This is a genomic window from Actinoplanes octamycinicus (assembly GCF_014205225.1).
Classification (GTDB): Bacteria; Actinomycetota; Actinomycetes; order Mycobacteriales; family Micromonosporaceae; genus Actinoplanes; species Actinoplanes octamycinicus.
In genome coordinates this window covers 3,626,023-3,649,915 of sequence record NZ_JACHNB010000001.1, presented here as the reverse complement: position 1 = coordinate 3,649,915, position 23,893 = coordinate 3,626,023, and the positions used below count along the sequence as shown (strand labels likewise).

Sequence of the window (23,893 nt, the reverse complement as noted above, 5' to 3'; positions counted from 1 at the left end):
GACCATCGCATGCGGCACTTCGCGGGTGCCGCTCCGGAGGCGCGCCGCGAAACACGCTCCCGGGTGCCAGAGCGGATGTCCGTGAGGCTGGCCGCCGTTCGAACATCCGTTCTAACTACAGCAGAGACTAACACCCCCCTACGACAAAAAGGCAACCTTCACGGCGCCGCGCCGCCCACTTTTTCGAACAAGTGATCGACATCCCGTGGCGGGCCGAGGTGCTCGGATGCCGGGCGCTCAGAGAGCGCCGGCGGCGGCCCGGACCACCGCCTCCCCCGCCCCGCTACGGGCATAGAGCACACTGCGCCCCGCCCGCCGCCGCCCGACCAGCCCCGCCTCCAGCAGCACCCGCAGATGCCCGCCGACCGACCCCAGCCCCATCCCGGTGATCGCCACCAGCTGGCTGGTGCTCTTCGGCTGCTCCAGCTCCACCAGCACCCGGGCCCGTCCCTGGCCGAGCAGCCGCCCCAGCGCCCCCGGCACCACCCGCCCGGACTCGGCCAGGATCCCGGAGCACCGGTACGTCAGCGCGTACCGCGCCGGATCCGGTTCCTGCCAGGACGCCCATCCCCGGCCCAGCGTGTTCGGCACGAAGAGCAGTTGCGCCCCGGAGATGTCCCGGGGCGGGTAGTCGTACGCGTTGATCTGCAGCCGCCCGCCGCCCAGCCACCGCATCCCGCCGCGCAGCCGCTCCAGCGCCGCCTCCCAGCCGCCGAGGCTCAGCAGCCGGGTCCGGGCCAGCACGTCGGCCTCCATGATCCGCCGCCGGCGGGGCCAGTCCGGCTCGACGCAGGTGTGCCAGATCCAGGTCAGCAGCCCGGCCATCCGCTCACCGAGGTCGTCCCGGTCCAGCACCGCCGGCAGCTCCCCGTTCAGCCCGTCGGCGAGGTGGCGCCGGGCCGCCTCGGGTGACACGTTCCGGACCGCGGCGATCTCCGCCTCGAACGGCCGCTCCACGGTCTCCGGCGGCGGCGCCACGAAGTCGGCGATCCAGTGCGGCCGCAGCGCCGCCTCGACCAGGGCCGCGGTGACCGGGTCGGCGGCCAGCCGGGCCCGGTAGGCCGGCCGGTGCGCCCGCAGCCACTCGCGGTCCGGCGGGATCTCGGCGCTGTCCCACCGCAGCCGCATCAGCCCGGCGGTCGCCTCGGTCAGCGGGGACAGCACGAACCGGCTGGTCGCCAGCGTGTCCGCGTCCACCCGCCACCAGCCCACCGGACCTCCCAGGTTTCGCCGCCACGCGAAACATTAACCATCCGGGAGATCCGCCAGAAGACTGCCGAACCATGCGCACCTACCGCCAACTCTTCCGCGCGCCCGGCTTCGCCCCGCTCTTCCTCACCTGCTGCCTGCAGAACGCCGCCACCACCATCGCCGGCCTGGCCCTGGCCACCGGCGTCTGGTCGCGCACCGGCTCGCCGCTGCTCACCGCGCTGAGCATGTTCGGCCCGTCGCTGGCCCAGCTGGCCGGCGCCACCCTGCTGCTCTCCGCCGCCGACCGGCTGCCGCCGCGGGCCGCGCTCACCGGCGTGGCCGCCGCCACCGCGCTGCTGACCGCCGTCCTGGCCGCGCCCGGGCTGCCGGTCGCCGCGCTGTTCCCGGTGCTGCTGGCGATGGGCCTGGTCGGCTCGGTGGGCGGCGGCGTCCGCAACGGCCTGCTCAACGACCTGCTGCCGGACGGCGCCTACCTGCTCGGCCGGTCGACGCTGAACATCGCGGTCGGGGTGATGCAGATCGCCGGCTTCGCGGCGGGCGGCGCGCTGGTCACCGTGCTGTCGCCGGCCGGCACCCTGCTGACCGCGGCCGGCCTGCACCTGGCCGGGGCCGCGGTGGCCCGGCTGGGCCTGGCCCGGCGCGCTCCGCGCGACCCGGGCCGGCCCTCGGTGGCCGCGACGTGGCAGGTCAACTCGCGGTTGTGGGCGATTCCGGGGGTACGCCCGGTCTACCTCGCCCTGTGGCTCCCGAACGGCCTGATCGTCGGCTGCGAGGCGCTGTTCGTGCCGTTCGCCCCGGCCGGCGCCGGCCTGCTGCTGGCCGGTTCGGCGCTCGGCATGCTGGCCGGTGACGTGCTGGCCGGCCGCTTCCTGCCGCCGCGGTGGCGCCGCCGGCTGGCGCCCCTCCTGCGGCTGCTGCTGGCCGTGCCGTACCTGCCCTTCGTCCTGCACCCGCCGCTGCCGGTGGCGGTCGGGCTCGCCACGGTGGCGGCCGTCGGGTACTGCTCCACGCTGCTGCTGCAGGAGCGGCTGGTCGAGCTGACCCCGGCCGAGCACCGCGGGCAGGCGCTCGGCCTGCACACCTCGGGCATGCTCACCATGCAGGCGGTGTGCGCGGCGCTGGCCGGGTCGCTGGCCGAGCTGACCTCGCCGGCCGCCGCGATCACCCTGCTCGCGGCGGCCTCGGTCGCGGTCACCCTGCTGCTGGCCGGCCCGCTGCGGGAGCCTCAGCCGACGTGGACCCGGGGACGCAGCTCCGGCGACGCCTCGCTCTTCCGGAGGATCTCGCGGACCACCGGCGCCGTGTCGCCGCGCCCGAAGAGCAGGTAGCGGAACAGGTGGCCGAGCGGGCTGCCCTCGGCCCACTCGAAGTAGCAGTGCGGCCGTACCCCGGTGGCGTCGCGCAGGGCGAGCAGCACCGCGGCGATCGCGTTCGGCACGGCCGGGCTCTGCGCCCGCAGGACCCGGTGCGTGCCGACCTCGATGCCGCGCACCTCGAGGACGTCGCTGAACCCGGACGGGTCGACCACGTCGATCTCCAGGAAGAGGACGTCGGCGCGGCCGGGCACCGGGTTCATCCCGCGCTGCTCGCCCTCCTTGACGTCGTACTCCGCGACGTCGCCGTCCTGCCGCTGGTTGGCCACGATGTTCAGCTCGCCGTCGTGCGCGATCGAGTCGGCGATGAACCGGCGGGCCGCCTCGTCGAACTCGATCCGCTCGGCGCGCAGCTCGGTGGTCCGGGTGACCCGGGAGACCAGCGAGATCAGGATGATCGCCGCGATGAACACCGCGGAGATCGCGATGCCGTCCGGTTTCTCCACGATGTTGTCGCCGAGGGCGTAGAGCAGCACCAGGGTGAGCACGCCGAACCCGGCCGCCGCGCCGCGCTGCCCGGCCCGGTACGCCGAGATCGTCACCGCGATCGCCCCGGACACCATCATCGCCAGGATGCCGGTCGCGTACGCCCCGGCCTGCGCGTTCACGTCGGCGCCGAAGGCGATCGTGATGCCGACGCTGATCACCGTGTAGACCAGCACGACCGGCCGGACCGCCCGGGCCCACTCCGGCGCCATGCCGTAGCCGGGCAGGTAGCGGGGCACGATGTTGATCAGGCCGGCCATCGCCGAGGCGCCGGCGAACCAGAGGATCAGGATGCTGCTGATGTCGTAGACCGTGCCGAAGACCTCGCCGAGCTGCTCGTGCGCGAGGTAGGCCAGCGCCCGCCCGTTCGCCTCGCCGCCCGGCTCGAACTCGGCCGGCGGGATCAGCACCGTGGTCACGAAGCTGGTGGCGATCAGGTAGACGCTCATGATCGCCGCGGCGGTGGTGAGCAGCTTGCGGGTGTTGCGCACCCGCGAGGCCATCCGGGCCTCCGGGGACGCGCCGCCGGCCTTGATCAGCGGCATCATGCTGACCCCGGTCTCGAAGCCGGAGAGGCCGAGCACCAGCGCCGGGAAGGCCAGGATGGACGGACCGATCAGGTCCAGGAAGCCGGTGCCGTGCTCGGTCAGCCGATCGACCCAGGTGGACAGCGCGCCCGCGGTGCCGAAGACGTCGACCAGGCCGACCACCGTGACCACCGCGTTGAGCACCAGGAAGATGGCGACCAGCGGGATCGCGACGCCGACCGCCTCGCTGAAGCCGAGCAGGAAGACGAAGCCGAGGATCAGCAGCAGGACCACGGTGATCAGCACCTGGTGGCCGTGCAGGGCGCCGGGCAGATAGGGGTTCTCCGCCATGTGCACGGTGGCGTCGGCCGCGGACAGCGTGATCGTGATGATCCACGAGGTGCAGACGAAGCCGAGCAGCACCAGCACGAAGATCTTGCCGCGCCAGAACGGCAGCAGGTGCTCCAGCATCGCCACCGAGCCCTGCCCGTGCGGGCTCTCCTTGGCCACCCGCCGGTACATCGGCAGCATGCCGAGCAGGGTCAGCGCCACGATCAGCAGGGTGGCCAGCGGGGAGAGGGCGCCGGCCGCGAGCGCCGCGATGGCCGGGAGGTAGGACAGGGTGGAGAAGTAGTCCACACCGGTCAGACACATCACCTTCCACCAGGCCTGCTCGTGGGTGGCGTGCTCGGCCTCCGGGCCGACCGGCTGCACCCGGTGCGCCAGCAGCCAGCGCGGCAGGCGTCGCTGCGACGCCGGCTCCCGGACCGGTTCGACGACCGCCGGAACGTTGATCTCGGTGCTCATGCCACCCTCTTTCTGGAACAGCAGGTGTCAGGATGCACTAGGGGTGCGACCGCCCGCGGGCCAGGAGGCGTCATGACGCAGACATTCGTGATCACCGGGAGCAGTTCCGGCGTCGGCCTGGCGGCCGCGGGACAACTCGCCGCGCGCGGTGACGAGGTGGTCCTGGTCGGCCGGGACGCCGACCGGCTGGCGGCCGCGGTGGCACAGGTCCGGCAGGCCGCCGGCGGCCGCGAGCCGCGGCACTTCCGGGCCGACTTCGAGCAGCTCGACGACGTCCGCGAGCTGGCCGCCCGGCTGCTCGACGACTACCCGAGGATCGACGCGCTGGCCAACAACGCGGGCGGCATCATCAACCGGGCGCACCTGACCGTGGACGGGCACGAGGCCACCATGCAGGCCAACCATCTGGCCCCGTTCCTGCTCACCCACCTGCTGCGGGAGCGGCTGACCGGCGCCCGGGTGGTGAACACCGCCTCCCGCGCGCACATGCAGGGCCGGCCGGGCACCAACTTCGCCGAGGACCTGCGGTCGTACAGTTCCTGGCGGTCCTACGGCGCCAGCAAGTCGGCCAACATCCTGTTCGCCGCCGAGGCCGCCCGCCGCTGGCCGGACGTGCTGAGCGTGTCCTTCCACCCGGGTGTGGTCCGGACCAACTTCGGCGCCGGCCGGCTGACCCGGCTCTTCTACCGGTACGCGCCCGGCCTGGTCACCCCGGAGGCCGCCGGTGAGCTGCTCACCTGGCTGCTCACCACGCCCGCCGGCGAGCTGGAGAACGGCGCCTACTACGTCGGCCACACGGTCACCCGGCCGGCCGCGCACGCCCGCGACCCGAAGCTCGCCGCCGACCTGTGGGACGCCAGTCTCACCGCGACCGGTCTGACCACGGAATGACCCACGTCACCCTGCACGTCTGGCGGGTGCCGCGCCGCGCCGTCGGCTCCGCCATGCTGCGCATGGCCTTCGCCCGCCATCACCTGCGCGGCCTGCGGTTCGGCAAGTTCCTCGGCACCGGGACCGGGACCACCTTCGGTCCCGGTGACGCCGATCCGACCCGGTGGGCGGCGCTCACGGTGAGCGATTCCCCGGTACGCCTGCGCACCTGGGACCGGATCGCCACGGCGCACGCCCGGATCGACCTGGAGCCGCTGATCAGCCGGGGCACCTGGTCGGGCCGCACCCCGTTCACCCCGACCGGCCGCAAACACGACGGCATGGTGCTGGCCCTGACCCGGGCCCGGCTGCGCCCGTCCCGCGCGCTCCGGTTCTGGCGTGCCGTCCCGTCGGTGGCCGGCGAGGTGGCCGCCGCGCCCGGCCTGCTCGCCCGGTTCGGCGTCGGCGAGGCGCCGATCGGCTGGCAGGGCACGGTGACCGTGTGGCGCGACGCGGCGGATCTGACCGCGTTCGCGTACCGTCAGCCGGGACACCGCGCCGCGATCGCCCGGACCCCGGCCGACCGGTGGTACGCCGAGGAGCTGTTCGCCCGGTTCGCGGTGCACGGGATCAGCGGCGACCGGTCCGTGCTGGGCTGGGCCGAGGGACGGGAGCGTAGCTAAGCGATGAGGCTTGTGGCGTGGCAGCCGGACGACCTGCTGCGGCGGCTCGACGACGTGGTCGCGGTCTACGGCGAGGCGATGGGCTACCGCCAGGAGCTGCTGCAGACCCGCCGGGGTTACATCGGGTCGCACGTGCGCCGGCCCGGCTTCCGGGCGGTCGCCACGCTGACCACCGAGGGCCGGGTGATGGGCTTCGGGTACGGCTACACCTCCGCCCCCGGCCAGTGGTGGCACGACCAGGTCCGGTACGCGCTCGGCGAGGAGTCCCGCCGGCAGTGGCTGACCGACTGCTTCGAGGTGGTCGAGCTGCACGTGCGCCCGACCGCCCAGGGCCACGGGGTCGGCGCCCGCCAGCTGCGCGCCCTGCTCGCCATGGCCAAGGGCCGGACCGTGCTGCTCTCCACCCCGGAGGCCGACGAGCAGGTGTCCCGCGCCTGGCGGCTGTACCGGCGGTACGGTTTCGCCGACGTGCTGCGGCACTTCTACTTCCCGGGCGACGAGCGGGCCTTCGCGGTGCTGGGCCGGGAGCTGCCGCTGGCCGAGCGTCCGGTGGAGGACGCGCCCGGCCTGGCCGGCGCCTGACCCGTGCGCCGCTGGTGGCTGCCCTGGACCCTGCTCGCCGCGCTGGTCCTGGCACAGATCTGGTACCCGCTGACCGAGGGTGACGCCCGGGCCCGGCTGACCGTGCTGACGGTGCTGCTCGGGGTGGCCTTCTCGGTGTCGCACGCGCTGCTCGCCCGCGGCCCGCGGGCGGCCGCCGCGCTGGTGCTGACCGCGACGCTGGGCGGTTTCGCGGTCGAGGCGATCGGGGTGGCCACCGGCTTCCCGTTCGGCTCCTACGAGTACTCCGGCCGGCTCGGCCCGCGCCTCCTCGACGTCCCGCTGATCATCCCGCTGGCCTGGACCTGGATGGCCTGGCCGGCCTGGCTGGCGGCGCTGCGGGTGGCCCGCCGGCGGGCGGCCCGGGTGGCGGTCGCCGCGGCCGGGCTGGCCGCCTGGGACGTCTTCCTGGATCCTCAGATGGTCGCCGAGGACTACTGGGTCTGGCGGGATCCGGTCCCGGCGCTGCCCGGCGTCCCCGGCGTCCCGATCGGCAACTACCTGGGCTGGATCGGCTTCGCCGTGCTGCTGATGATCGCGCTGGGCGCCGCAGCCGGCCGGGCCACCGCCGGTCCGGAGCGGTCGGACGCCCCGGCGCTGGCCCTGTGGCTGTGGACCTACGCCTCCTCGGTGCTGGCGCACGCCGTCTTCCTGTCCCTGCCCGCGTCCGCGGCGTGGGGCGCGGTGCTGATGGGCGCCGCCGTCCTGCCCCTGCTCCCCCGGCTGCGCGACCCGCTGCTCCCCCGGCTGCGCGACCCGGCATGATCCTCCTGGTCTGCCTGCCGTTGCTGCTGCTCGCCGCGCACACCGCGGCCAACGCGCTGCTGCTGCGCCGGCCGCGCCGGGACGCGGCCACCGGCGAGCGGGTCGCGGTGCTGCTGCCGCTGCGCGACGAGGCCGCCCGGGTCGCCCCGTGCCTGCGGTCGCTGCTCGCCCAGCGCGGGGTGCCGGAGCTGACCGTGCACGTCCTCGACGACGGCTCCACCGACGGCACCGCCGACGTGGTACGCGCCGTCGCCGGCGACCGGGTGCGGCTGCACACCGGGGCGCCGCTGCCGGCCGGCTGGCGCGGCAAGCCGCACGCCTGTCAGCAGCTCGCCGACCTGGCCGGCGAGGCGGACGTGCTGGTCTTCGTGGACGCCGACGTGGTGCTGGCGGCGGACGCGGTGGCCGGAGCCGTCGACCTGCTCAGGGGCAGCCGGGCGGGACTGCTCAGCCCGTACCCCAAGATTGTCGGATCCGGACGCCTGGTCCAACCGCTCCTGCAGTGGTCCTGGCTCACCTTCCTGCCGCTGCGCGGCATGGAGCGCTCGCCGCGGCCGTCGCTGGCCGCCGCCGGCGGGCAGTGGCTGGTCCTGGACCGGTCCGCCTACCGGCGGGCCGGCGGGCACGCCGCGGTCCGCACCGAGATCCTGGAGGACATCGCGCTGGCCCGCGCGGTGAAACGGTCCGGCGGCCGGATCGCCCTGGCCGACGGTTCCCGCCTGGCCACCTGCCGGATGTACGACTCCTGGCGCGAGCTGGCCGACGGTTACGGCAAGTCGCTGTGGGCGTCCTTCGGGTCCGCGGCCGGCGCGGCCGCCGTCGTGACCATGCTGCTCCTGCTGTACGTCGTGACGCCGCTCGCCCTGCTCCCGGTCGCCCCGGGCGTGGCCCTGCTCGCCTACCTGCTCGGCGTCGCCGGGCGGATGATCTCGGCGGGGGCGACCGGCGGCCGGGTCCTCCCCGACGCGCTCGCCCACCCGCTCGCCATCGTCCTCTTCGGATTCCTGATCGCCCGCTCCTTCCACCGGCGCCGCCACCACCGCCTGTCCTGGCGCGGCCGCCCCGTCTGAACGGATCATCTGCCCCATGAGTGAGATCGTGGTGATCGGCGCCGGCGTCGGCGGCCTGGCCGCGGCCATCCGGCTGGCCGAGGCCGGCCACCGGGTCACCGTCCACGAGCGGTCCGGCGAGGTCGGCGGCAAACTCGCCACCTACCAGCGGGACGGCTTCCGCTTCGACACCGGCCCGAGCCTGCTCACCCTGCCGCAGGTCTTCACCGACCTCGGTCTCGGCCTGCGCCCGGAGCCGCTGGACCCGGTGGTCCGGCACTTCTTCCCGGACGGCACGGTCCTCGACTCCGCCGCCGACCACCAGGTCTTCCTGAACCGGATCGCGGCGACGCTGGGCAGCGACGCCGCCCGGGACTGGGCCCGCTTCTGGCGCCGCGCCGAGCGGATCTGGCACGCCTCCTGGGAGTCGGTCCTGCAGCGGCCGATCAGCGCCGGGTCGCTGGCCCGGCTCTCCTGGCGGCTGCCCGATCTGGCGGCGATCGCCCCGGGCCGGTCGCTGCGCGCGCTGGGCCGGCGCTACCTGCGCGACCCGCGGCTGCGGACGCTGCTGGACCGCTACGCCACCTACACCGGCGCCGATCCGCGCCGCGCGCCTGCGGCGCTCGCCGCCATCCCCTACGCCGAGCTCACCTACGGTGGCTGGTACCTGTCGGGTGGTCTCGGCACCCTCGCCGAGGCGCTGCGCGCTCGATGCGATCAATTAGGGGTACGCCTGGAGCTGGACTCCGTGGTGACCGGGATCGACGCCGGCCGCCGCGTCCGCGGTGTCCGCCTGGCGGGGGGCCGCACCGTCCCGGCCGACGTCGTGGTGTCCAACGTGGACGCCGCCACGCTCTACCGCGACCTGCTGCCCACCCCGGGCCGGCTGGCCGGGCTCGCCGACCGCAGCCTCGCCGGGTTCGTGCTGCTGCTCGGCGTCCGCGGCGAGACCCCGGAGCTGGCCCACCACAACGTGTTCTTCCCGCGCGACTACGACGCCGAGTTCGACGCGGTCTTCGGCGGCCCGGGGCGGCGTGCCCGGCCGGCCGGCGACCCCACCGTGTTCGTCACCCGGGCCGCCGATCCCACCGTCCACCCGGCCGGCCACGAGGCGTGGTTCGTGCTGGTCAACGCGGCCCGCCAGGGCACCGACTGGTCCGCGGTGGACTGGCGGCGTCCGGGGCTGGCCGCGGCGTACCGGGACCGGGTGCTCGAGGTGCTGGCCGAGCGCGGATGCGACGTACGGGAAAGGGTGGTTTTCGCGGAGACCCGGACCCCGGCGGACCTGGCCGTGGCGACTGCCGCGCCCGGCGGGGTCATCTACGGCACCGCGGGCGGCCTGCTGCGCCCGGCGAACCGCGCCCCGGTCGACGGCCTGTTCCTGGTCGGCGGCTCCACGCACCCGGGCGGCGGCCTCCCGATGGTCACCCTCTCCGCCAAGATCGTGGCCGAGCAGATCGGTCCGGCCCGGCGCTAGGACCGTGCGTGCGCGGCGACGAAGGCCTGGGCTATGCCGGAGGCCAGGTCGGCCGGGTTCGTCGCGGCGATCGCGCGGCCGCCGGTGACCTTGGCCATGCTCTGCAGCGCGGGCAGGTTGGCGCCCGGCCCGAAGCCGACCGCGATCACCGGGACCGGCCGGGCCGGATCCGCGCCGGCCTGCAACCGCTTCATGAAGTCCGGATTGGACATCGCGAACCTGGTGCCGCCGTCCGAGCCGTCGGTGAGCACCACGACCACGGTCGCGGTGTCCGGCTTGACCCGGCCGCGCATCTCCTGCACCCCGTCCAGGACGGTCTGGTAGAGCGGGGTCCCGGCCTTCGCCACCGGGCGGTAGGAGCCGATCTTCGCGGCCAGCTGCTGCCGGCGTTTCTTGCCCTCCGCGGAGGAGTTCAGCGGCCCGAACGACACCTCCTCGACGTGCGCCGGGCCGTTCGCCCCGGACGTGCCGAAATACCACATGCCGAGGCTGGTGTCCTCGCCGAACAGCTGGGCCGCGGTGGCCCCGGACTCGCGCAGCAGGGTGGCCTTGGTGACGCTGCGCCCGGACCGGTCGGTGATCTTCTCGTTCATCGAGCCGGAGCCGTCGATCATCAGCAGCACCTGGAAGGCCACCGACCGGTACCCGGACCACTGCCGGGCCGGGCCGAGCAGCGCCTCCGGGTCGGCCGGCAGGGTCAGCGCGCCGTCGGTGGCGGCGGCCCGGAACCCGGCCCCGGTGAGCGCCGCCGAGGTGATCGCCGCCCGCAGCCGCTTGCTCAGCTCGGCCGGCGCCCCCTTGCGGACCGCGTAGGGGTAGTCGGCGTCCACCACGCCGTCGGCCGGCGGCGCGCCGACCAGCCGGACCCGGTTCCCCGCTTTCTGGTACGCGGTGAGCTGCTGCTCGGTGGCCGGGAAGACACCCACCTCGTAGCTGGCCGCGGTGTCGTCGGTGGCCCGGGTGAGCTGGGCCAGCACGTCGGTGGTGTCGGCGTTCGCGTTCTCCAGCCGGCTGCGCAGGGTGAGCGCCTGCAGGGTGGCGATCCCGGCGTCCGGTGTGACCCGGGCGATCGCCTGGTGCACGGCGTAGACGCTGAGCAGGCCGGTGGTGGTGAGCAGCGGATCGGGCATCCGGACGGCCGGCACCCGGTCATCGGCGGCGTCCCGCGCCAGCGCGGCCCAGGAGGTCTTGTCGCCCGGCGCGAACAGCCGGCCGATCGCCTCCGGCCCGGCGATCACCAGCGGGGACCAGGCCAGCGGCGGGCCGGCGGTGGCCCAGTTGCGGCCCTGCGCCCGGGCCACGGCCAGCCAGGCGCTGCTGGACGGCACCCAGACGTCCGGCTGCGGCTTGGCGGTGAGCACCGCGCCCGGCTCGACCGCCTGCACGGCGACCTCGGAGCAGCGCTGCCCGGCCTGGTTGAGGCCGGCCGCCGCCTGCTGGATCACCGGGGCGATCTCCGGGGCCGCGGCGACCCGGAGCCGCGGGTCCGGGCAGGGCCGTGTGGACTGCTGCGGGGAGGCCGGCGGCGGCGCGCTGGCCTCGGCGACCGGGGCGCCGGCCCGGTTGCTCATCAGCCGCCAGGCGAGACCGCCGGCGGCCAGCAGGACCAGGACCACCACGGCAGCCGCCAGCGAAGTGCGGCCCCGGCTCGGGGTCGGCTCCGGGAACGGCAGGCGTGGGTCGGGCCACTCGTTGTCGGGCATGCCACCTTACCTCGTGTAAAGGTCACCACCGATGGAGCGGATGGTAGTCCGGGATTTATGTCTCGCAATGGCTCCTAAGGTTCCGGACAGAATCTCGGCACGATCGCGACCTTCACGACATCAACCGGGGCGTCGCCACGGCGATCACGATGAACTCGCCGTCGCCGCTGAGCCCGACCGGCTCCCGTCCCCAGCCGCCGTAGATCCGGTCCACCCGGAAGCCCGCCTCGCGCAGCGAGTCACGCAGCTCCGGCTCGGTACGGAAACGCAGCGTTGCCGAGTTCGCCAGGCTCCGCCCGTCGGCGAACTCGTAACGCTGCGTGACGTGCACGATGCCCTCAGCGGTCTCCTCGGCCTCGCTCCACGCCTCCACCGCGGTGCCGTCGCCGAGCACCACGGTGCGCCACGAGTCCTCCGGGTTCCACAGCTGCCACGGCCGCTCGGCCGGGTCCTGGCTGTCGAAGACCAGCCGCCCCTCCGGGACCAGCGCCCGGCGCAGCCCGCGCAGCACCGCGTCCCACTCCTCGTCGTCCACGAAGGACTGGGCCACGTGGCTGGTCATGAACGCGGCGTCGTAGGACCGGGCGGGCAGCTGCTCGACCGAGCCGCACAGCCAGCGGACCCGGTCGCCGCCCGCCTTGCGCCGGGCCGCGGCGAGCGCGGCGGCCGCCGGGTCGACCGCGGTGACCTGGTGCCCGGCCGCGGCCATCGCGATGGCCAGCCGGCCGGTGCCACAGCCCACGTCGGCCACCCGGTGCGCGGACCGCTCGGCGAGCACGGCCATGAAGAAGTCGTCGTCCCAGCCCCAGGGACACTCGGCGTCGTAGACCTCGGCCAGGCGCGGATCCTGGAACTCGCCATGCCACACACCCAGGACTCTAAACGGACCGTAGACACCTGACTACCCGAAGTGGACGGTCGATCAGAGAGCGCGTACTCCGTACGGCAGCCGGCCCGACCCGATGTGCTCCAGCACCACCTCTCGCAGCGCCGCGGCCGCGTGCGGCAGCACCGCCGCCCGGCGCTGGGCGAGCGCGATGGTCCGGCGCATGCCCGGCGGCGCCAGCGGCGTGGCCCGCAGCAGCGGCCGGTTCGCCAGCACCATGCTGGGCACCAGCGCGACCCCGAGGCCGGCCTCGACGAAGGCCAGCACCGCGTCCATCTCGCCACCCTCGACCGCGAACTTCGGGGTGAAGCCGGCCCGCTCGCAGGCGTGCAGGGTGACCTCGCGGATGTCGTAGCCCTCCCGGAACATCACCATCGGGGTGTGCCGCAGCTCGGTCAGCTCCAGCTGCCGGCCCACGGTCGGCGGCGGCCCGTCCGCCACCGACGCCACCACCAGGCTCTCCCGGAGCACCTCGGTGGCGTCCAGCGCCGGGTCGACGCCCTGCTCGGGCTGCACGATCAAGGCCAGGTCCAGGGTGTGCGCCAGCAGGCCGCCGATCAGGTCCTGCGAGCTGCCCTCGCTGACGTGCAGGGTCACCCCGGGGTGGTCGGCCCGGAAGGTGCGCAGCACGGCCGGGACCAGCGAGGAGCAGAGGCTCGGGGTGGCGCCCAGGCGCACCTCGCCGCGGCGCAGCCCGACGATGTCCTGGACCGCGTCGCGGGCCGCGTCCGCGTCGGCGACGATCCGCTGGGCCATCGGCAGCAGGGTCTCGCCGGCCACGGTGAGGGTCACCGCGCCGCGCATCCGCTCGAAGAGCGGGGCGCCCAGCGACGCCTCGAGGGTGTGAATCTGCTTACTCAACGTAGGTTGCGAGACGCCGAGAATGTCCGCCGCCTGGGTGAAATGCCGGGTTTCTACCACCGCCAGGAAGTACCGGAGTTGTTGAAGCTGCACGGTAATAGCCTATCGCTATGACGACCCGCCCGATCATGCATTAGACGAATGACTCGGGACTTTCTACCGTCCAGGTTGTGGCGGTAGACACTCCTATTCCGAAAACCAAGAACGCGGCGGGGGCGACGGCAAAGCCCACCCCGCGCAAGGTGGTCCGGCCCTCGTCGGTCACCCTGAAGATCATCATGGCGGTCAGCGGCATCCTGCTGGTGCTCTTCCTTTTCGTGCACATGGCCGGCAACCTCAAGATCTTCTTGGGCGCGACCGACTTCGACCACTACGCGCACTGGCTGCGCTCGATCGGCACGCCCCTGCTGCCGGACACCTGGTACCTGTGGATCCAGCGTGCCGTGCTGACCCTCGCGGTGCTGGCGCACATCTACACCGCGGCCGTGCTGACCGCTCGCGCCCGCAAGGCCCGCCCGGTCAAGTACGCGCACCGGCCGAAGGTCCAGGGCAGTTACGCCGCCCGCACGATGCGCTGGGGCGGCGTGATCGTCCTGCTCTTCGTCATTTACCACATCCTGGACCTGACCACCGGGAACCTGAACCCCAACGGGGACAAGGCGCACCCGTACATGAACGTGGTCGCCGACTTCGCGCCCGAGCGCTGGTACGTGACCCTCTTCTACACGCTGGCGATCGTGGCCGTCGGGTTCCACCTGGCGCACGGCATCTTCAGCGCGGCCCGGACGCTGGGCCAGCAGACCATGAAGGGCCAGCGCCGGGCGAAGTACATCGCGATCGCGCTGTCGCTCGTGCTGGTCGTGGGGTACCTCTCGGTGCCGTTCGCGGTGCTGACCGGATTGGTGGACTGACATGTCTGAGACGGATTTCTGGAAAGAGGGCGACCCGGTCGTCGACAAGGCCGCGCCGGACGGGCCGATCGAGACTCGCTGGGAGCGCCGCAAGTTCGCCGCCAAGCTGGTCAACCCGGCCAACCGCCGCAAGCTCACGGTGATCGTGGTGGGCACCGGCCTGGCCGGCGGCTCCGCGGCCGCGACGCTCGCCGAGCAGGGCTACCGGGTCAAGTCGTACTGCTACCAGGACAGCCCGCGCCGCGCGCACTCGATCGCCGCGCAGGGTGGCATCAACGCCGCCAAGAACTACCGCAACGACGGCGACTCGATCTACCGGCTGTTCTACGACACGGTCAAGGGCGGCGACTTCCGCGCCCGTGAGTCCAACGTGTACCGGCTGGCCCAGGAGTCGGTGAACATCATCGACCAGGCCGTGGCGCAGGGCGTTCCGTTCGCCCGGGAGTACGGCGGCCTGCTCGACAACCGCTCGTTCGGCGGCACCCAGGTGTCCCGGACCTTCTACGCCCGGGGCCAGACGGGCCAGCAGCTGCTGCTCGGCGCGTACCAGGCCCTGGAGCGGCAGATCGGCCTCGGCAACGTCGAGATGAACGCCCGGCACGAGATGCTCGAGCTGATCATCATCGACGGCAAGGCCCGCGGCATCGTGGTCCGCGACATGATCACCGGCGAGATCAGCACCGAGCTGGCGGACGCCGTGGTGCTCGCCTCCGGCGGTTACGGCAACGTGTTCTTCCTGTCCACCAACGCCAAGGGCTGCAACGTCACGGCGACGTGGCGGGCGCACCGCAAGGGCGCGCTGTTCGCGAACCCCTGCTACACGCAGATCCACCCGACCTGCATCCCGGAGTCCGGCTCGCACCAGTCGAAGCTGACCCTGATGTCCGAGTCGCTGCGCAACGACGGCCGGGTCTGGGTGCCGAAGGCGCAGAAGGACACCCGCCGGCCGGCGGACATCCCGGAGGACGAGCGCGACTACTACCTGGAGCGCATCTACCCGTCGTTCGGCAACCTGGTACCCCGCGACATCGCGTCCCGGGCCGCCAAGAACGTCTGCGACGAGGGTCGCGGCGTCGGCCCCGGCGGGCTCGGCGTCTACCTGGACTTCGCGGACGCGATCAGCCGGCTGGGCCGCAAGGCGGTCGAGGCGAAGTACGGCAACCTCTTCGAGATGTACCAGCGCATCACCGGCGAGGACCCGTACGAGACGCCGATGCGCATCTACCCGGCCGTGCACTACACGATGGGCGGCCTCTGGGTCGACTACGACCTGCAGTCCACCATCCCCGGCCTGTTCGTGGTGGGCGAGGCGAACTTCTCCGACCACGGCGCCAACCGGCTCGGCGCGTCCGCGCTGATGCAGGGCCTGGCGGACGGCTACTTCGTGCTGCCCAACACGATCAACAACTATCTGGCCGCCGGCCCGTTCAAGAAGGTCTCGGCCGCTGACGCCGAGGTCGTCGAGGCGCGCAAGGAGGTCGAGGACCGGATCGCGAAGTTCCTGTCCATCGACGGCGACCGGACCGTGGACTCGTTCCACCGCGAGCTCGGCCACATCATGTGGGAGTACTGCGGCATGGAGCGCACCGAGGAGGGCCTGACCAAGGCGATCGGGCTGATCCGGGCGCTCAAGGAGGAGTTCTGGACCCGGGTGAAGGTGCCCGGCAAGGGCGAGGAGCTCAACCAGAACCTGGAGAAGGCCGGGCGGGTCGCCGACTTCATCGAGCTCGGTGAGCTGATGTGCATCGACGCGCTGCACCGGCGGGAGTCGTGCGGCGGGCACTTCCGGGCCGAGTCGCAGACCCCGGACGGCGAGGCGCTGCGCCACGACGACGAGTTCGGCTACGCCGCGGCGTGGGAGTACTTCGGCGCCGACGGCAAGCCGACCCTGCACAAGGAAGAGCTCGTTTTCGAGTACGTCCACCCGAGCACGCGGAGTTACAAGTAATGGACATCAAGGTCAGGGTGTGGCGTCAGTCCGGCCCCTCCTCCCCCGGGAAGATGGTCACCTACGACGTGAAGGGGATCTCCCCGGACGCGTCGTTCCTCGAGATGATCGACGTCCTCAACGAGACGCTGATCCTCAACGGTGACGACCCGATCGCGTTCGACCACGACTGCCGCGAGGGCATCTGCGGCATGTGCAGCATGGTGATCAACGGTGTGGCGCACGGCCCGGAGAAGGCCACCACCACCTGCCAGCTGCACATGCGGCACTTCAAGGACGGCGACGTGATCGACGTCGAGCCGTGGCGCGCCGCCGCCTTCCCGGTGATCAAGGACCTGGTCGTCGACCGCACCGCGTTCGACAAGATCATCCAGGCGGGCGGTTACATCAGCGCGCCGACCGGCACCGCCCCGGATGCCCACGCCACCCCGGTGCCGAAGAAGGACGCGGACGCCGCGTTCGAGGCGGCCACCTGCATCGCCTGCGGTGCCTGCGTCGCCGCCTGCCCGAACGGCTCGTCGATGCTCTACACCGCCGCGAAGATCACCCACCTCGGCCTGCTCCCCCAGGGGCAGCCCGAGCGCGACAGCCGGGTGATCGACATGCTGCAGGCCCAGGACGACGCCGGCTTCGGCGGCTGCACCAACATGGGCGAGTGCGCCGAGGTCTGCCCGAAGGGCATCCCGCTGAGCCTGATCGGCCGCCTCAACAGCGACTACCGCAAGGCCATCGCCAAGCGGTGACGTCCCCGGGGGCGGGCCACAACGCCGTGCGCCATCCCCGGAACAACTCCGGATGCCCGGCACAACGGCGTGCCGGGCATCCGGCTTCCAGCCCCGATGCCGCCCGCCACTCCGCCTCCCGCGCCACATCTCCGCTCGCCCCTTCCTCCGTGCCGCGCCGCCACACCGCCTTCCGGGCCGTCGCATCCCCTTCCCCGCCGCCGCACCGCCCTTCGCGCCGCCACACCGCCCTTCAGCGCCGCCCTTCCGCGCCGCCACACCGCCCTTCGCGCCGCCACACCGCCCTTCAGCGCCGCCCTTCCGCGCCGCCACACCGCCCTTCGCGCCGCCACACCGCCCTTCAGCGCCGCCCTTCCGCGCCGCCGCACCGCCCTTCCGCGCCGCCGCAATGCCCTTCCGCGCCGTCGCAATGCCCTTCCGCGCCGTCGCAATGCCGCACCCCCCTTTCGCACCGCAGCACTGCTGCACCGCACCACCCGCCGCGCTGGTGACTCTCCTGCTCCCGGCCCGCCGCGCCACTCACCCGCGGCCTGCCGCACCGCACCACTGCTACCTGCAGCCGCCTCCCCTTCTTGCACCGGCCCGCGCTCTCCCGCCGCGCCGGCCCGCCTCCCCGGCCTGCGGCCTCACCGGCCCGGGCTCCGCCACACCGCCACGCCTGCGGGCTCGCACCACACCGCCCGGCCCGCGGCCTCCCCACCAGCTCTCAGCACGCCGCATGGAGAGCGGGCGGCTGGCATCGGCTCAGGTGGCGGTGAGGGCGGCGGCGATGGCCATCGTGTGCTGATATTCGCGCCAACCGGCGAGCAGGCCGTCGCGCGTCCGGAGCACCCCGATGAACGGCGCCGACGCCTGCGTGCCGGTCACCGTGTGGGTGCCGACCAGCTCATATTCGACGATGATCACGTCGGGGTCGGCGGTCTCGTGGATCACCACGTGGCGGCAGTCGTCGAAGCGAACCGGAAAACTCGCGCGCCCGGCCCTGGTCTGCCCCAGGACCCGCTCGCGCCCCTCGGTCCGGGTGGGCCGCCCGGGCGGGGCGAACGGCGTCTCCACCACCACGTCCTCGGCGAGCATGTCACCGTCGTAGGTGGACTGCCCGGCCAGCCACCGCTCACGCATCCGGGCAAAGATCTGGTGCGGTGTCACGACACGCCTCCCATTAAGATGAGTGACAACTCAGCTTCGCTCCGCCGCCGACAATAATGAGTGGAGACTCGACTTGCCAGCCCTCCCATCGGCCGACCCAACCCCTTCGTCCACCGAAGGCTCCACGTCCTCCCAGGTCAGGGGCACTGCCGACACTCCCGCCAAAGGTTCCGGGTCTTTTTCCGGAGGGGCGGTAGAACGCGGCGATACCGCGACCGAGGGCGTCGCCGATCCGACCGGAGACGACGGATCGCCGCCGCGGGTCGACCTTGCGGTGCGAGCCGCCCCCGGCGAGGCCGGCTGGCACGGCGAGACAGGCGGTCGCGGCGCGACAGGCGATCGTGGCGCGACAGGCGATCGTGGCGCGACAGGCGGTCGCGGCGGGGCTGACGGTCGCGGCAGGACAGGCAGTCGCGGCAGGACAGGCGGTCGCGGCAGGACAGGAGGCGGGGCCGGCATTCAGGGCGGGCCGACGCTCCGGGCCGACGCGCAGCGGAACCGGGTCCGCATCCTGGGGGCGGCGGAGGCGGTGTTCGCCGAGTTCGGGGCGGGGGCGTCGACCGAGGAGGTGGCGCGCCGGGCCGGGGTGGCGATCGGCACGGTGTTCCGGCACTTCCCGACCAAGGACGACCTGCTTGCCGCGATCATGAAGCAGCTGCTGGTCCGGCTGGTCACGGAGGCCGGTGAGCTGGGTGGCGGCGACGGGTTGTTCGAGTTCTTCCGGCGGCTGGTGACGCAGGCCGCCGACAAGCGGTCGGTCGTCGAGCTGCTGGCCCGGGCGGACGTGGACATCCGGCTGCCGGACGCGATCGGGCACCTGGAGCAGGCCGTGGACGACCTGCTGCGGCAGGCCCAGGCCGCCGGGATGGTGAGCACGGAGGCGCGCCTGCCGGTGGTGATGGCGTTGCTGCTCAGCGTCTGCCAGGGCGCGCTGGTCGGCAGCTGGGATCAGGGACTGCAGGACCACACCCTCGGCGTGATCTTCGCCGGGCTGGCGCCGCGGCACGACGGCTGACCGCTCGGCCACTGCCGGCCTCGGGGAACGCCGCACCGGCCGGGATCACGGACGGAGCGCTCCGGTCGTACCGGAAACAGCATGAGCGTGGCGGAAGTCGCGCGGCCTCCCGGAGCGGCGCCCGCCTGGCGTGATGTCGCCGCTCAGGCGGCGCCGAAGCCGCGGTGCAGGAACGTGGTGAGGGTCTCGATGGCCTCGTCGTCGGTGAGCTCCCGGCCGAGCGCGGGGCGGGTGGCGTCGTTGAGCCAGGTGGCGGCGAAGGTGCTGATCGTCGCGCCGAAGAGGGACGCGCTGACCAGCGGGTCGCCCGGGAGATCCAGACCGGTCAGGTGATCCGCGATGTGGCCCAGGTCGGGGGCGAGCATGTCGCGGCTGCGCTCGGCGAACCCCTCGTCCACCAACGCCGCCTGCTGCAACGCCACCATGATCACCCGGTGCCGCCGATAGAACCCCCAGAACGCGGCGACGTGGAACCGGACCGCCTCACGGTCACGGAAGTCGTCACCGTGCTCGGGCAGCTCGGCGCTCGCGTCGCCCTCGGTGAGCAGGTCCGCCAGCAGCGCCTCGAGCAGCGCCTCCTTGCCGGCGAAGTGCTTGTAGAACGACCCGGTGGCCCGGCCCGCCTCGGCGGTGATGTCGGTGATCTTCGCATTCAGATAGCCAACCCGCTCGAAGACCCGGATCGCGGCGGCCTTGAGCTCGGCCTCGGTCTGCGCGGCCTGCTGTTTGCGCAGGCTGGGGCGCCTGGCATCGCGCGCGGCGTTGGGCCACGCCCAGTCGATGACCGGCATGCCCGGCCGCACCGGCGCCGGCTGCTCGCCCAGCTCGTCCTGCGCCTGCCCGGTCGCCACCGCGCGGTCACCACCATCCGAAAGCCGCCCTCTTGACCCGGAGCCTAGCAGCGCCCTACGGTGAATCCATGTTCACTGAATCTCGATTCACCGTAATCGTCGGCGCCGGGCCGACCGGCCTCACCGTGGCTCGCCAGCTGCAGCGACATGGCGTGCCCTTCCGCATCTTCGAGAGATCGCCGCAGCCGGTCGACGGTTCGCGAGGCAAGGGCCTGCAGCCGCGCACCTTGGAGGTGCTCGACGACCTGGGCCTGATCGACCGCTTCCGAGCGGCCGGCGACGACTATCCGGAGATGCTGGTGCACCGCCCCGACGGCCTGACCGCGGCATGGCGGATGGACGAGCTGCACGAGCCGACCCCCGAGGTGCCCTATCCGAACATGCTGATGCTCCCCCAGTGGCAGACCTCCGAGCTGCTCGCCGAGGGGGTGCCGGTCGAGTTCGGGGTCGGCGTCACCGCGCTGGAGCAGGACGCCGACGGCGTCCGCGTCACGCTCGACTCCGGCGAGGTGGTCACGGCACGCTTCGTGGTCGGCGCCGACGGCGGCAGGAGTACGGTACGGCGGGCGCTCGCCGTCGACTTCCTCGGCTCCACGCACGAGGAGGAGCAGATGTTGATCGCCGACGTGCGACTGTCCGGCCTGGATCGCTCGCACTGGCACGTCTGGCCGGGTGAGCCCGCGTTCCGCCTGGGGCTGTGCCCGCTGCCGGGTGGCGACTGGTGGCAGCTGACCGCCCCGCCCACGGAGGCGTCGGTCGAGGAGCTGGTCGCGTCAGTCGACCCCTCGATCACTGTCACCGACATCGGATGGACGTCCCAGTGGCGGGCCAACATCCGGATGGCCGCCCACTTCCGGGTGGGTGACGTGTTCCTGGCCGGCGACGCGGCACACGTCCACTCCCCCGCCGGCGGCCAGGGCCTCAACACCGGCATCCAGGACGGCTACAACCTCGGGTGGAAGCTGGCCGTCGGTGACGACGCCCTGCTCGACACCTATGAGGCCGAGCGGCTCCCGTTCGCCGCCGACGTGCTCGGCATCAGCACCGACCTGCACCGCCGGCACGTCGACAACGACGCCGACGCGATGCGCCGCGACGACCCGGTGCTGCGCCAGCTCACGCTGAACTATCGCGGTGGCCCGCTGACCGCCGAGCGCCGCGCCGCTCCCGGCCTGGTGCAGGCCGGCGACCGGGCTCCGGACAGCCCGCTCAGCGACGGTCGCCGCGTCTTCGACCTGCTTCGTGGCGGTCACACCACGCTGCTCGCCTTCGGCTTCGGCGGAGCCCTGCCGACGCTGCCGGCCTCGGTGCGGGCACACCGCTTGGCGGCCGACGAGGTGTCCGCCTGGCAGGCCTACGACATCCACGAGCCCAGCCTGCTCGTGATCCGTCCGGACAATTACGTCGGCTGTGCGACCGGCAGTGCGCAGGACGTTCTCGACTACCTGAAGCTGCTCGGGCACTGACCGGCTTCCCGCCTGGATTCGCGATCCGGATCGCCGCAGGCGGTCAGGTGACGGTCGCGGTCGTGGGGCGGGACCGGTCGAGAGTGGCCGTCAGAGCAGCGGTCAGGACCACTGCGGCGCCGAGCAGCAGCGGTGGGCGTGCGCCCAGCTGAGAGAGGGCCGCGCCGAGCGGGATGGCAAGGGTGATCGGGCCGAACATGACCATGTTGCCGGTCGCGGCGACGCGGCCCAGCAAATGATCGGGGGTGCTGGTCTGGATGGCGGTGATTCCGGCGATCAACGTCCACGGGAGGCCGAGGCCGGTCAGAGCGCTGCCGACGAGCATCGCCGGCCACCAGGGCAGGGACCAGGCCACGCAGGCAGCGGCGAAGAGGGCGGCACCCAGCGCAGCGACCCGGGCCGGCGGCAGGTGGGCGAGCAGGCGGCCGACCAGGAAGCCGCCGAGGATCGAGCCGGCGCCCTGGACGCTGGACAGGATGCCGAGATGGGTGGCCGGGCGGTGCAGGCCGTCGACCAGATGCAGCAGCACGGCGGCGTTGGTCAGCCCGGAGACGGCGATCGCCACGGCAGCGAGCAGGACCGGGGTGCGCAGCGGCTCCTGCCCCAGCGCCGCTATTCCGGCTCGGACGCTGCTCCAGCCGAGCGTTGGCTTGCCCTGTTCTGACGCTGTTGGTTGCTCCGGCGCGGGCACTGTGGTGGCTTCCGATGCGACTGCCTGACTCGCCGCAGGCGGCGGGCCGCTTTTCGATGGCGCATGCCGATTCTCCGGGTCCATCGCGCGTACTTGCGGCGCCGCATGCCGATCCTCCGGGTTCGTTGCGCCGACGTGCGGCGCCGTGTGCCGATCCCCCGGCCGCGTCATGCCGTCCTGCGGCGCCGTGTGCCGATCCCCCGGCACCGTCGTGCCGAGCTGCCACGCCGCGTCCTGATCTCCCGGCGTTGTGGCACCGATCTGGTGGGCGGTGAGTTGGTCCTCTGGCGCCGTTGCGGTCGGGTCCATTGCCGACTGGTGGGTTGTCGCTTGCCGGCCGCCTCGCTCCGGGCGGCCGGGAGCTGCGTCATCCCGGCCATATCCGCTTTCTGACGGCTGGCCGGTGACTTGCGCCCGGCGCGATGGAGCAGCTGCCGGGACGGCGAGGGGGCGGAGTTGGACGAGGGCGTAAAGCCCTGCGGTGAGCAGGGGAAGCACGGCACAGAGGAGGACCACCGCGTGCGGACCGCGCCAGGCATAGAGAGCGGCACCCGCCAAGGGGGCCAGCAGCTTCATGCCCTCCTGGGCGCTGGAGCGCCAGCCGTTGACGTCGCCCAGCGACGCGGGCGGGAGGGCGGCCGGGAGCAGGGCTGTTTCGCCGGCGTCGAGCAGCACGTAACTGAAGCCACGGACCAGCAGGATCGGATAGATCCAGACCGCGGACGGGGCGATCAAGAGGGTCAGGATCGCGGCGCCGACCAGCACGTCGACGGTGATCAGCAGCGGACGGCGGGGGAAGCGGTCGACCAGGGCGCCGAGCCACGGAGCGGCCAGCGTGGGTGCGTAGACGCCGATGCCCGCGAGCGCGGCCAGGCCGGCGGAGCCGGTGAGATCGAGGATCCAGAGACCGGCGGCCAGGCCGAGCGCGTAACTGCCGAAGCCGGAGAAGAGGGAGATCAGCACGAACAGGACGGCGTTCCGGCGCATGGGCACTCCAGGATTGAGTCCGTGGGACTCACATCCTGTTACTTGAGTGCGGGACTGTCAATCCGGGCTTGCGGCGGCGAAGCTTGCCTCCAGTCGGGTGAGGGCGGCTCGGAGCGGGGCCGGGAAACGCGGGACACCAGGCCCGGTGAGGTCGGCGAGCGCCTGGGCGGCCAGGTCGTACAGGGCGCCGGGCGGGGCGTCGGGGGCGGCCGCCAGAGTCTCGCGGACCAGGGCGGCGCGCGGGAAGCGGGCATCCCACCGGCGGTCGGCGCCGATCCGGCGGTGCAGCTCGGTGACGGATTCACGCAGGTGGGTGGGGCTTTCGCCGTACCCGGAGTCGAGCTGGAGCCGAGACGGCCGCGACTCGCGCTCGGCGGCCTGGGCCAAGCGGTGCCGGCGCTGTTCCGCGGCTTGGCGGCTGGCCAGGCCGAGCGCCTCGGCGATCGCCGGCCAGGTGACACCGTCGCGCCGGGCCTGGTCGATCAGCGCCAGTTCCTCGGCGTCCAGTCGAGCGCGCCGGGCGGGGATGCCACGCAGTCCGGACAGATCAGCCATGCCGACATCATAGTCCTTGTCAACGATTCGTTGACAAGCTCAGCTCCCGAGCGGAAGGAAAAGACCGAAGGCGGCTGAGCGAACAAAGGGAGGAGCGACGTCCGCGCCCTGGCACCGCGCACCCGCCCAAGGCCAGGGGAAGAACGGGCGCGCGAGGCGGGAGGAGGACCAGCAGCGGCACGAAAGGAGAGGCCGACAGCGGCACGGAAGAAGGGGCCGGCAGCAGCGCGAAAGGGGCCGGCAGCACGGAAGGAGAGGCAGACAGCGGCACGGAAGAA

At 73.0% G+C, this 23,893-nt stretch carries 21 protein-coding genes; 12 read left to right on the top strand and 9 right to left on the bottom strand.

The features are described 5' to 3' along the window. Positions 1-237: 237 nt before the first annotated feature. Positions 238-1,212, bottom strand: coding sequence for an ArsR/SmtB family transcription factor (locus BJY16_RS16400; RefSeq protein ID WP_185040293.1), 975 nt, complete (start codon positions 1,210-1,212; stop codon positions 238-240). 71 nt (positions 1,213-1,283) lie between these two features. On the opposite strand from BJY16_RS16400, the gene BJY16_RS16395 reads away from it, so the two are divergent. Then, positions 1,284-2,540, top strand: coding sequence for an MFS transporter (locus BJY16_RS16395; RefSeq protein WP_185040292.1), 1,257 nt, complete (start codon positions 1,284-1,286; stop codon positions 2,538-2,540). Here the strand turns inward: BJY16_RS16395 and BJY16_RS16390 are convergent. Continuing rightward, the gene (locus BJY16_RS16390; protein WP_185040291.1) at positions 2,438-4,405 is read right to left on the bottom strand and encodes an APC family permease; all 1,968 of its coding nucleotides are present in this window, start codon (positions 4,403-4,405) and stop codon (positions 2,438-2,440) included. The two genes, BJY16_RS16395 and BJY16_RS16390, sit on opposite strands and share 103 nt — an antisense overlap. 72 nt (positions 4,406-4,477) lie before the next feature. Between BJY16_RS16390 and BJY16_RS16385 the strand changes: the two genes are divergently transcribed. From BJY16_RS16385 to BJY16_RS16360, 6 genes are read left to right on the top strand one after another with little or no spacing between them, the layout of a single operon-like run. Continuing rightward, entirely contained in the window at positions 4,478-5,296 is an 819-nt protein-coding gene (locus BJY16_RS16385; protein WP_185040290.1) for an SDR family NAD(P)-dependent oxidoreductase, read from the top strand. After that, positions 5,293-5,958, top strand: coding sequence for a monooxygenase (locus BJY16_RS16380; RefSeq protein WP_185040289.1), 666 nt, complete (start codon positions 5,293-5,295; stop codon positions 5,956-5,958). Before BJY16_RS16385 ends, BJY16_RS16380 begins: the two co-directional genes overlap by 4 nt. Positions 5,959-5,961: 3 nt before the next feature. Then, positions 5,962-6,540 carry a GNAT family N-acetyltransferase gene (locus tag BJY16_RS16375; protein ID WP_185040288.1) on the top strand — a complete coding sequence of 193 codons (579 nt, stop codon included), beginning with the start codon at positions 5,962-5,964 and terminating at the stop codon, positions 6,538-6,540. A 3-nt stretch (positions 6,541-6,543) separates the two neighbouring features. Beyond that, positions 6,544-7,323, top strand: coding sequence for a carotenoid biosynthesis protein (locus BJY16_RS16370; protein ID WP_185040287.1), 780 nt, complete (start codon positions 6,544-6,546; stop codon positions 7,321-7,323). Beyond that, on the top strand, positions 7,320-8,393 hold the full coding sequence (locus tag BJY16_RS16365) for a glycosyltransferase family 2 protein (protein ID WP_185040286.1): 1,074 nt from the start codon (positions 7,320-7,322) through the stop codon (positions 8,391-8,393). The genes BJY16_RS16370 and BJY16_RS16365 overlap by 4 nt, the downstream gene beginning before the upstream one ends. A gap of 16 nt (positions 8,394-8,409) precedes the next feature. Beyond that, entirely contained in the window at positions 8,410-9,849 is a 1,440-nt protein-coding gene (locus tag BJY16_RS16360; protein WP_185040285.1) for a phytoene desaturase family protein, read from the top strand. Here the strand turns inward: BJY16_RS16360 and BJY16_RS16355 are convergent. The 3 genes from BJY16_RS16355 to BJY16_RS16345 all read right to left on the bottom strand — a co-directional run bounded on the left by BJY16_RS16355 (position 9,846) and on the right by BJY16_RS16345 (position 13,398). After that, positions 9,846-11,552: a substrate-binding domain-containing protein gene (locus BJY16_RS16355; protein WP_185040284.1), complete on the bottom strand. Its 1,707-nt coding sequence runs from the start codon at positions 11,550-11,552 to the stop codon at positions 9,846-9,848. The two genes, BJY16_RS16360 and BJY16_RS16355, sit on opposite strands and share 4 nt — an antisense overlap. Before the next feature lie 112 nt (positions 11,553-11,664). Further along, positions 11,665-12,420 (bottom strand): class I SAM-dependent methyltransferase, encoded by a 756-nt coding sequence (locus BJY16_RS16350; RefSeq protein WP_185040283.1) that lies wholly within the window; start codon positions 12,418-12,420, stop codon positions 11,665-11,667. A gap of 54 nt (positions 12,421-12,474) precedes the next feature. Continuing rightward, entirely contained in the window at positions 12,475-13,398 is a 924-nt protein-coding gene (locus BJY16_RS16345) for a LysR family transcriptional regulator (RefSeq protein ID WP_185046480.1), read from the bottom strand. Between the two features lie 143 nt (positions 13,399-13,541). Between BJY16_RS16345 and BJY16_RS16340 the strand changes: the two genes are divergently transcribed. From BJY16_RS16340 to BJY16_RS16330, 3 genes are read left to right on the top strand one after another with little or no spacing between them, the layout of a single operon-like run. Next, positions 13,542-14,210: a succinate dehydrogenase cytochrome b subunit gene (locus BJY16_RS16340; RefSeq protein WP_275408034.1), complete on the top strand. Its 669-nt coding sequence runs from the start codon at positions 13,542-13,544 to the stop codon at positions 14,208-14,210. 1 nt (position 14,211) lies between these two features. Further along, the gene (locus BJY16_RS16335; protein WP_185040281.1) at positions 14,212-16,158 is read left to right on the top strand and encodes a fumarate reductase/succinate dehydrogenase flavoprotein subunit; all 1,947 of its coding nucleotides are present in this window, start codon (positions 14,212-14,214) and stop codon (positions 16,156-16,158) included. Then, positions 16,158-16,901 (top strand): succinate dehydrogenase/fumarate reductase iron-sulfur subunit, encoded by a 744-nt coding sequence (locus BJY16_RS16330; protein ID WP_185040280.1) that lies wholly within the window; start codon positions 16,158-16,160, stop codon positions 16,899-16,901. The genes BJY16_RS16335 and BJY16_RS16330 overlap by 1 nt, the downstream gene beginning before the upstream one ends. Before the next feature lie 744 nt (positions 16,902-17,645). Here the strand turns inward: BJY16_RS16330 and BJY16_RS16325 are convergent. After that, the gene (locus BJY16_RS16325; protein WP_221501978.1) at positions 17,646-18,023 is read right to left on the bottom strand and encodes a nuclear transport factor 2 family protein; all 378 of its coding nucleotides are present in this window, start codon (positions 18,021-18,023) and stop codon (positions 17,646-17,648) included. Between the two features lie 484 nt (positions 18,024-18,507). Between BJY16_RS16325 and BJY16_RS16320 the strand changes: the two genes are divergently transcribed. Next, positions 18,508-19,065 carry a TetR/AcrR family transcriptional regulator gene (locus BJY16_RS16320; protein ID WP_185046479.1) on the top strand — a complete coding sequence of 186 codons (558 nt, stop codon included), beginning with the start codon at positions 18,508-18,510 and terminating at the stop codon, positions 19,063-19,065. Between the two features lie 143 nt (positions 19,066-19,208). Here the strand turns inward: BJY16_RS16320 and BJY16_RS16315 are convergent, their stop codons facing one another. Next, on the bottom strand, positions 19,209-19,916 hold the full coding sequence (locus tag BJY16_RS16315) for a TetR/AcrR family transcriptional regulator (protein ID WP_203758792.1): 708 nt from the start codon (positions 19,914-19,916) through the stop codon (positions 19,209-19,211). Between the two features lie 68 nt (positions 19,917-19,984). Here BJY16_RS16315 and BJY16_RS16310 point away from each other — a divergent pair, with 68 nt between their 5' ends. After that, positions 19,985-21,382: an FAD-dependent monooxygenase gene (locus tag BJY16_RS16310; RefSeq protein WP_185040278.1), complete on the top strand. Its 1,398-nt coding sequence runs from the start codon at positions 19,985-19,987 to the stop codon at positions 21,380-21,382. Between the two features lie 43 nt (positions 21,383-21,425). Here the strand turns inward: BJY16_RS16310 and BJY16_RS47165 are convergent, their stop codons facing one another. Beyond that, on the bottom strand, positions 21,426-23,060 hold the full coding sequence (locus tag BJY16_RS47165) for an MFS transporter (RefSeq protein ID WP_239176538.1): 1,635 nt from the start codon (positions 23,058-23,060) through the stop codon (positions 21,426-21,428). Positions 23,061-23,117: 57 nt separating this feature from the next. Next, the gene (locus tag BJY16_RS16295) at positions 23,118-23,615 is read right to left on the bottom strand and encodes a hypothetical protein (RefSeq protein ID WP_185040277.1); all 498 of its coding nucleotides are present in this window, start codon (positions 23,613-23,615) and stop codon (positions 23,118-23,120) included. Positions 23,616-23,893 lie beyond the last annotated feature (278 nt).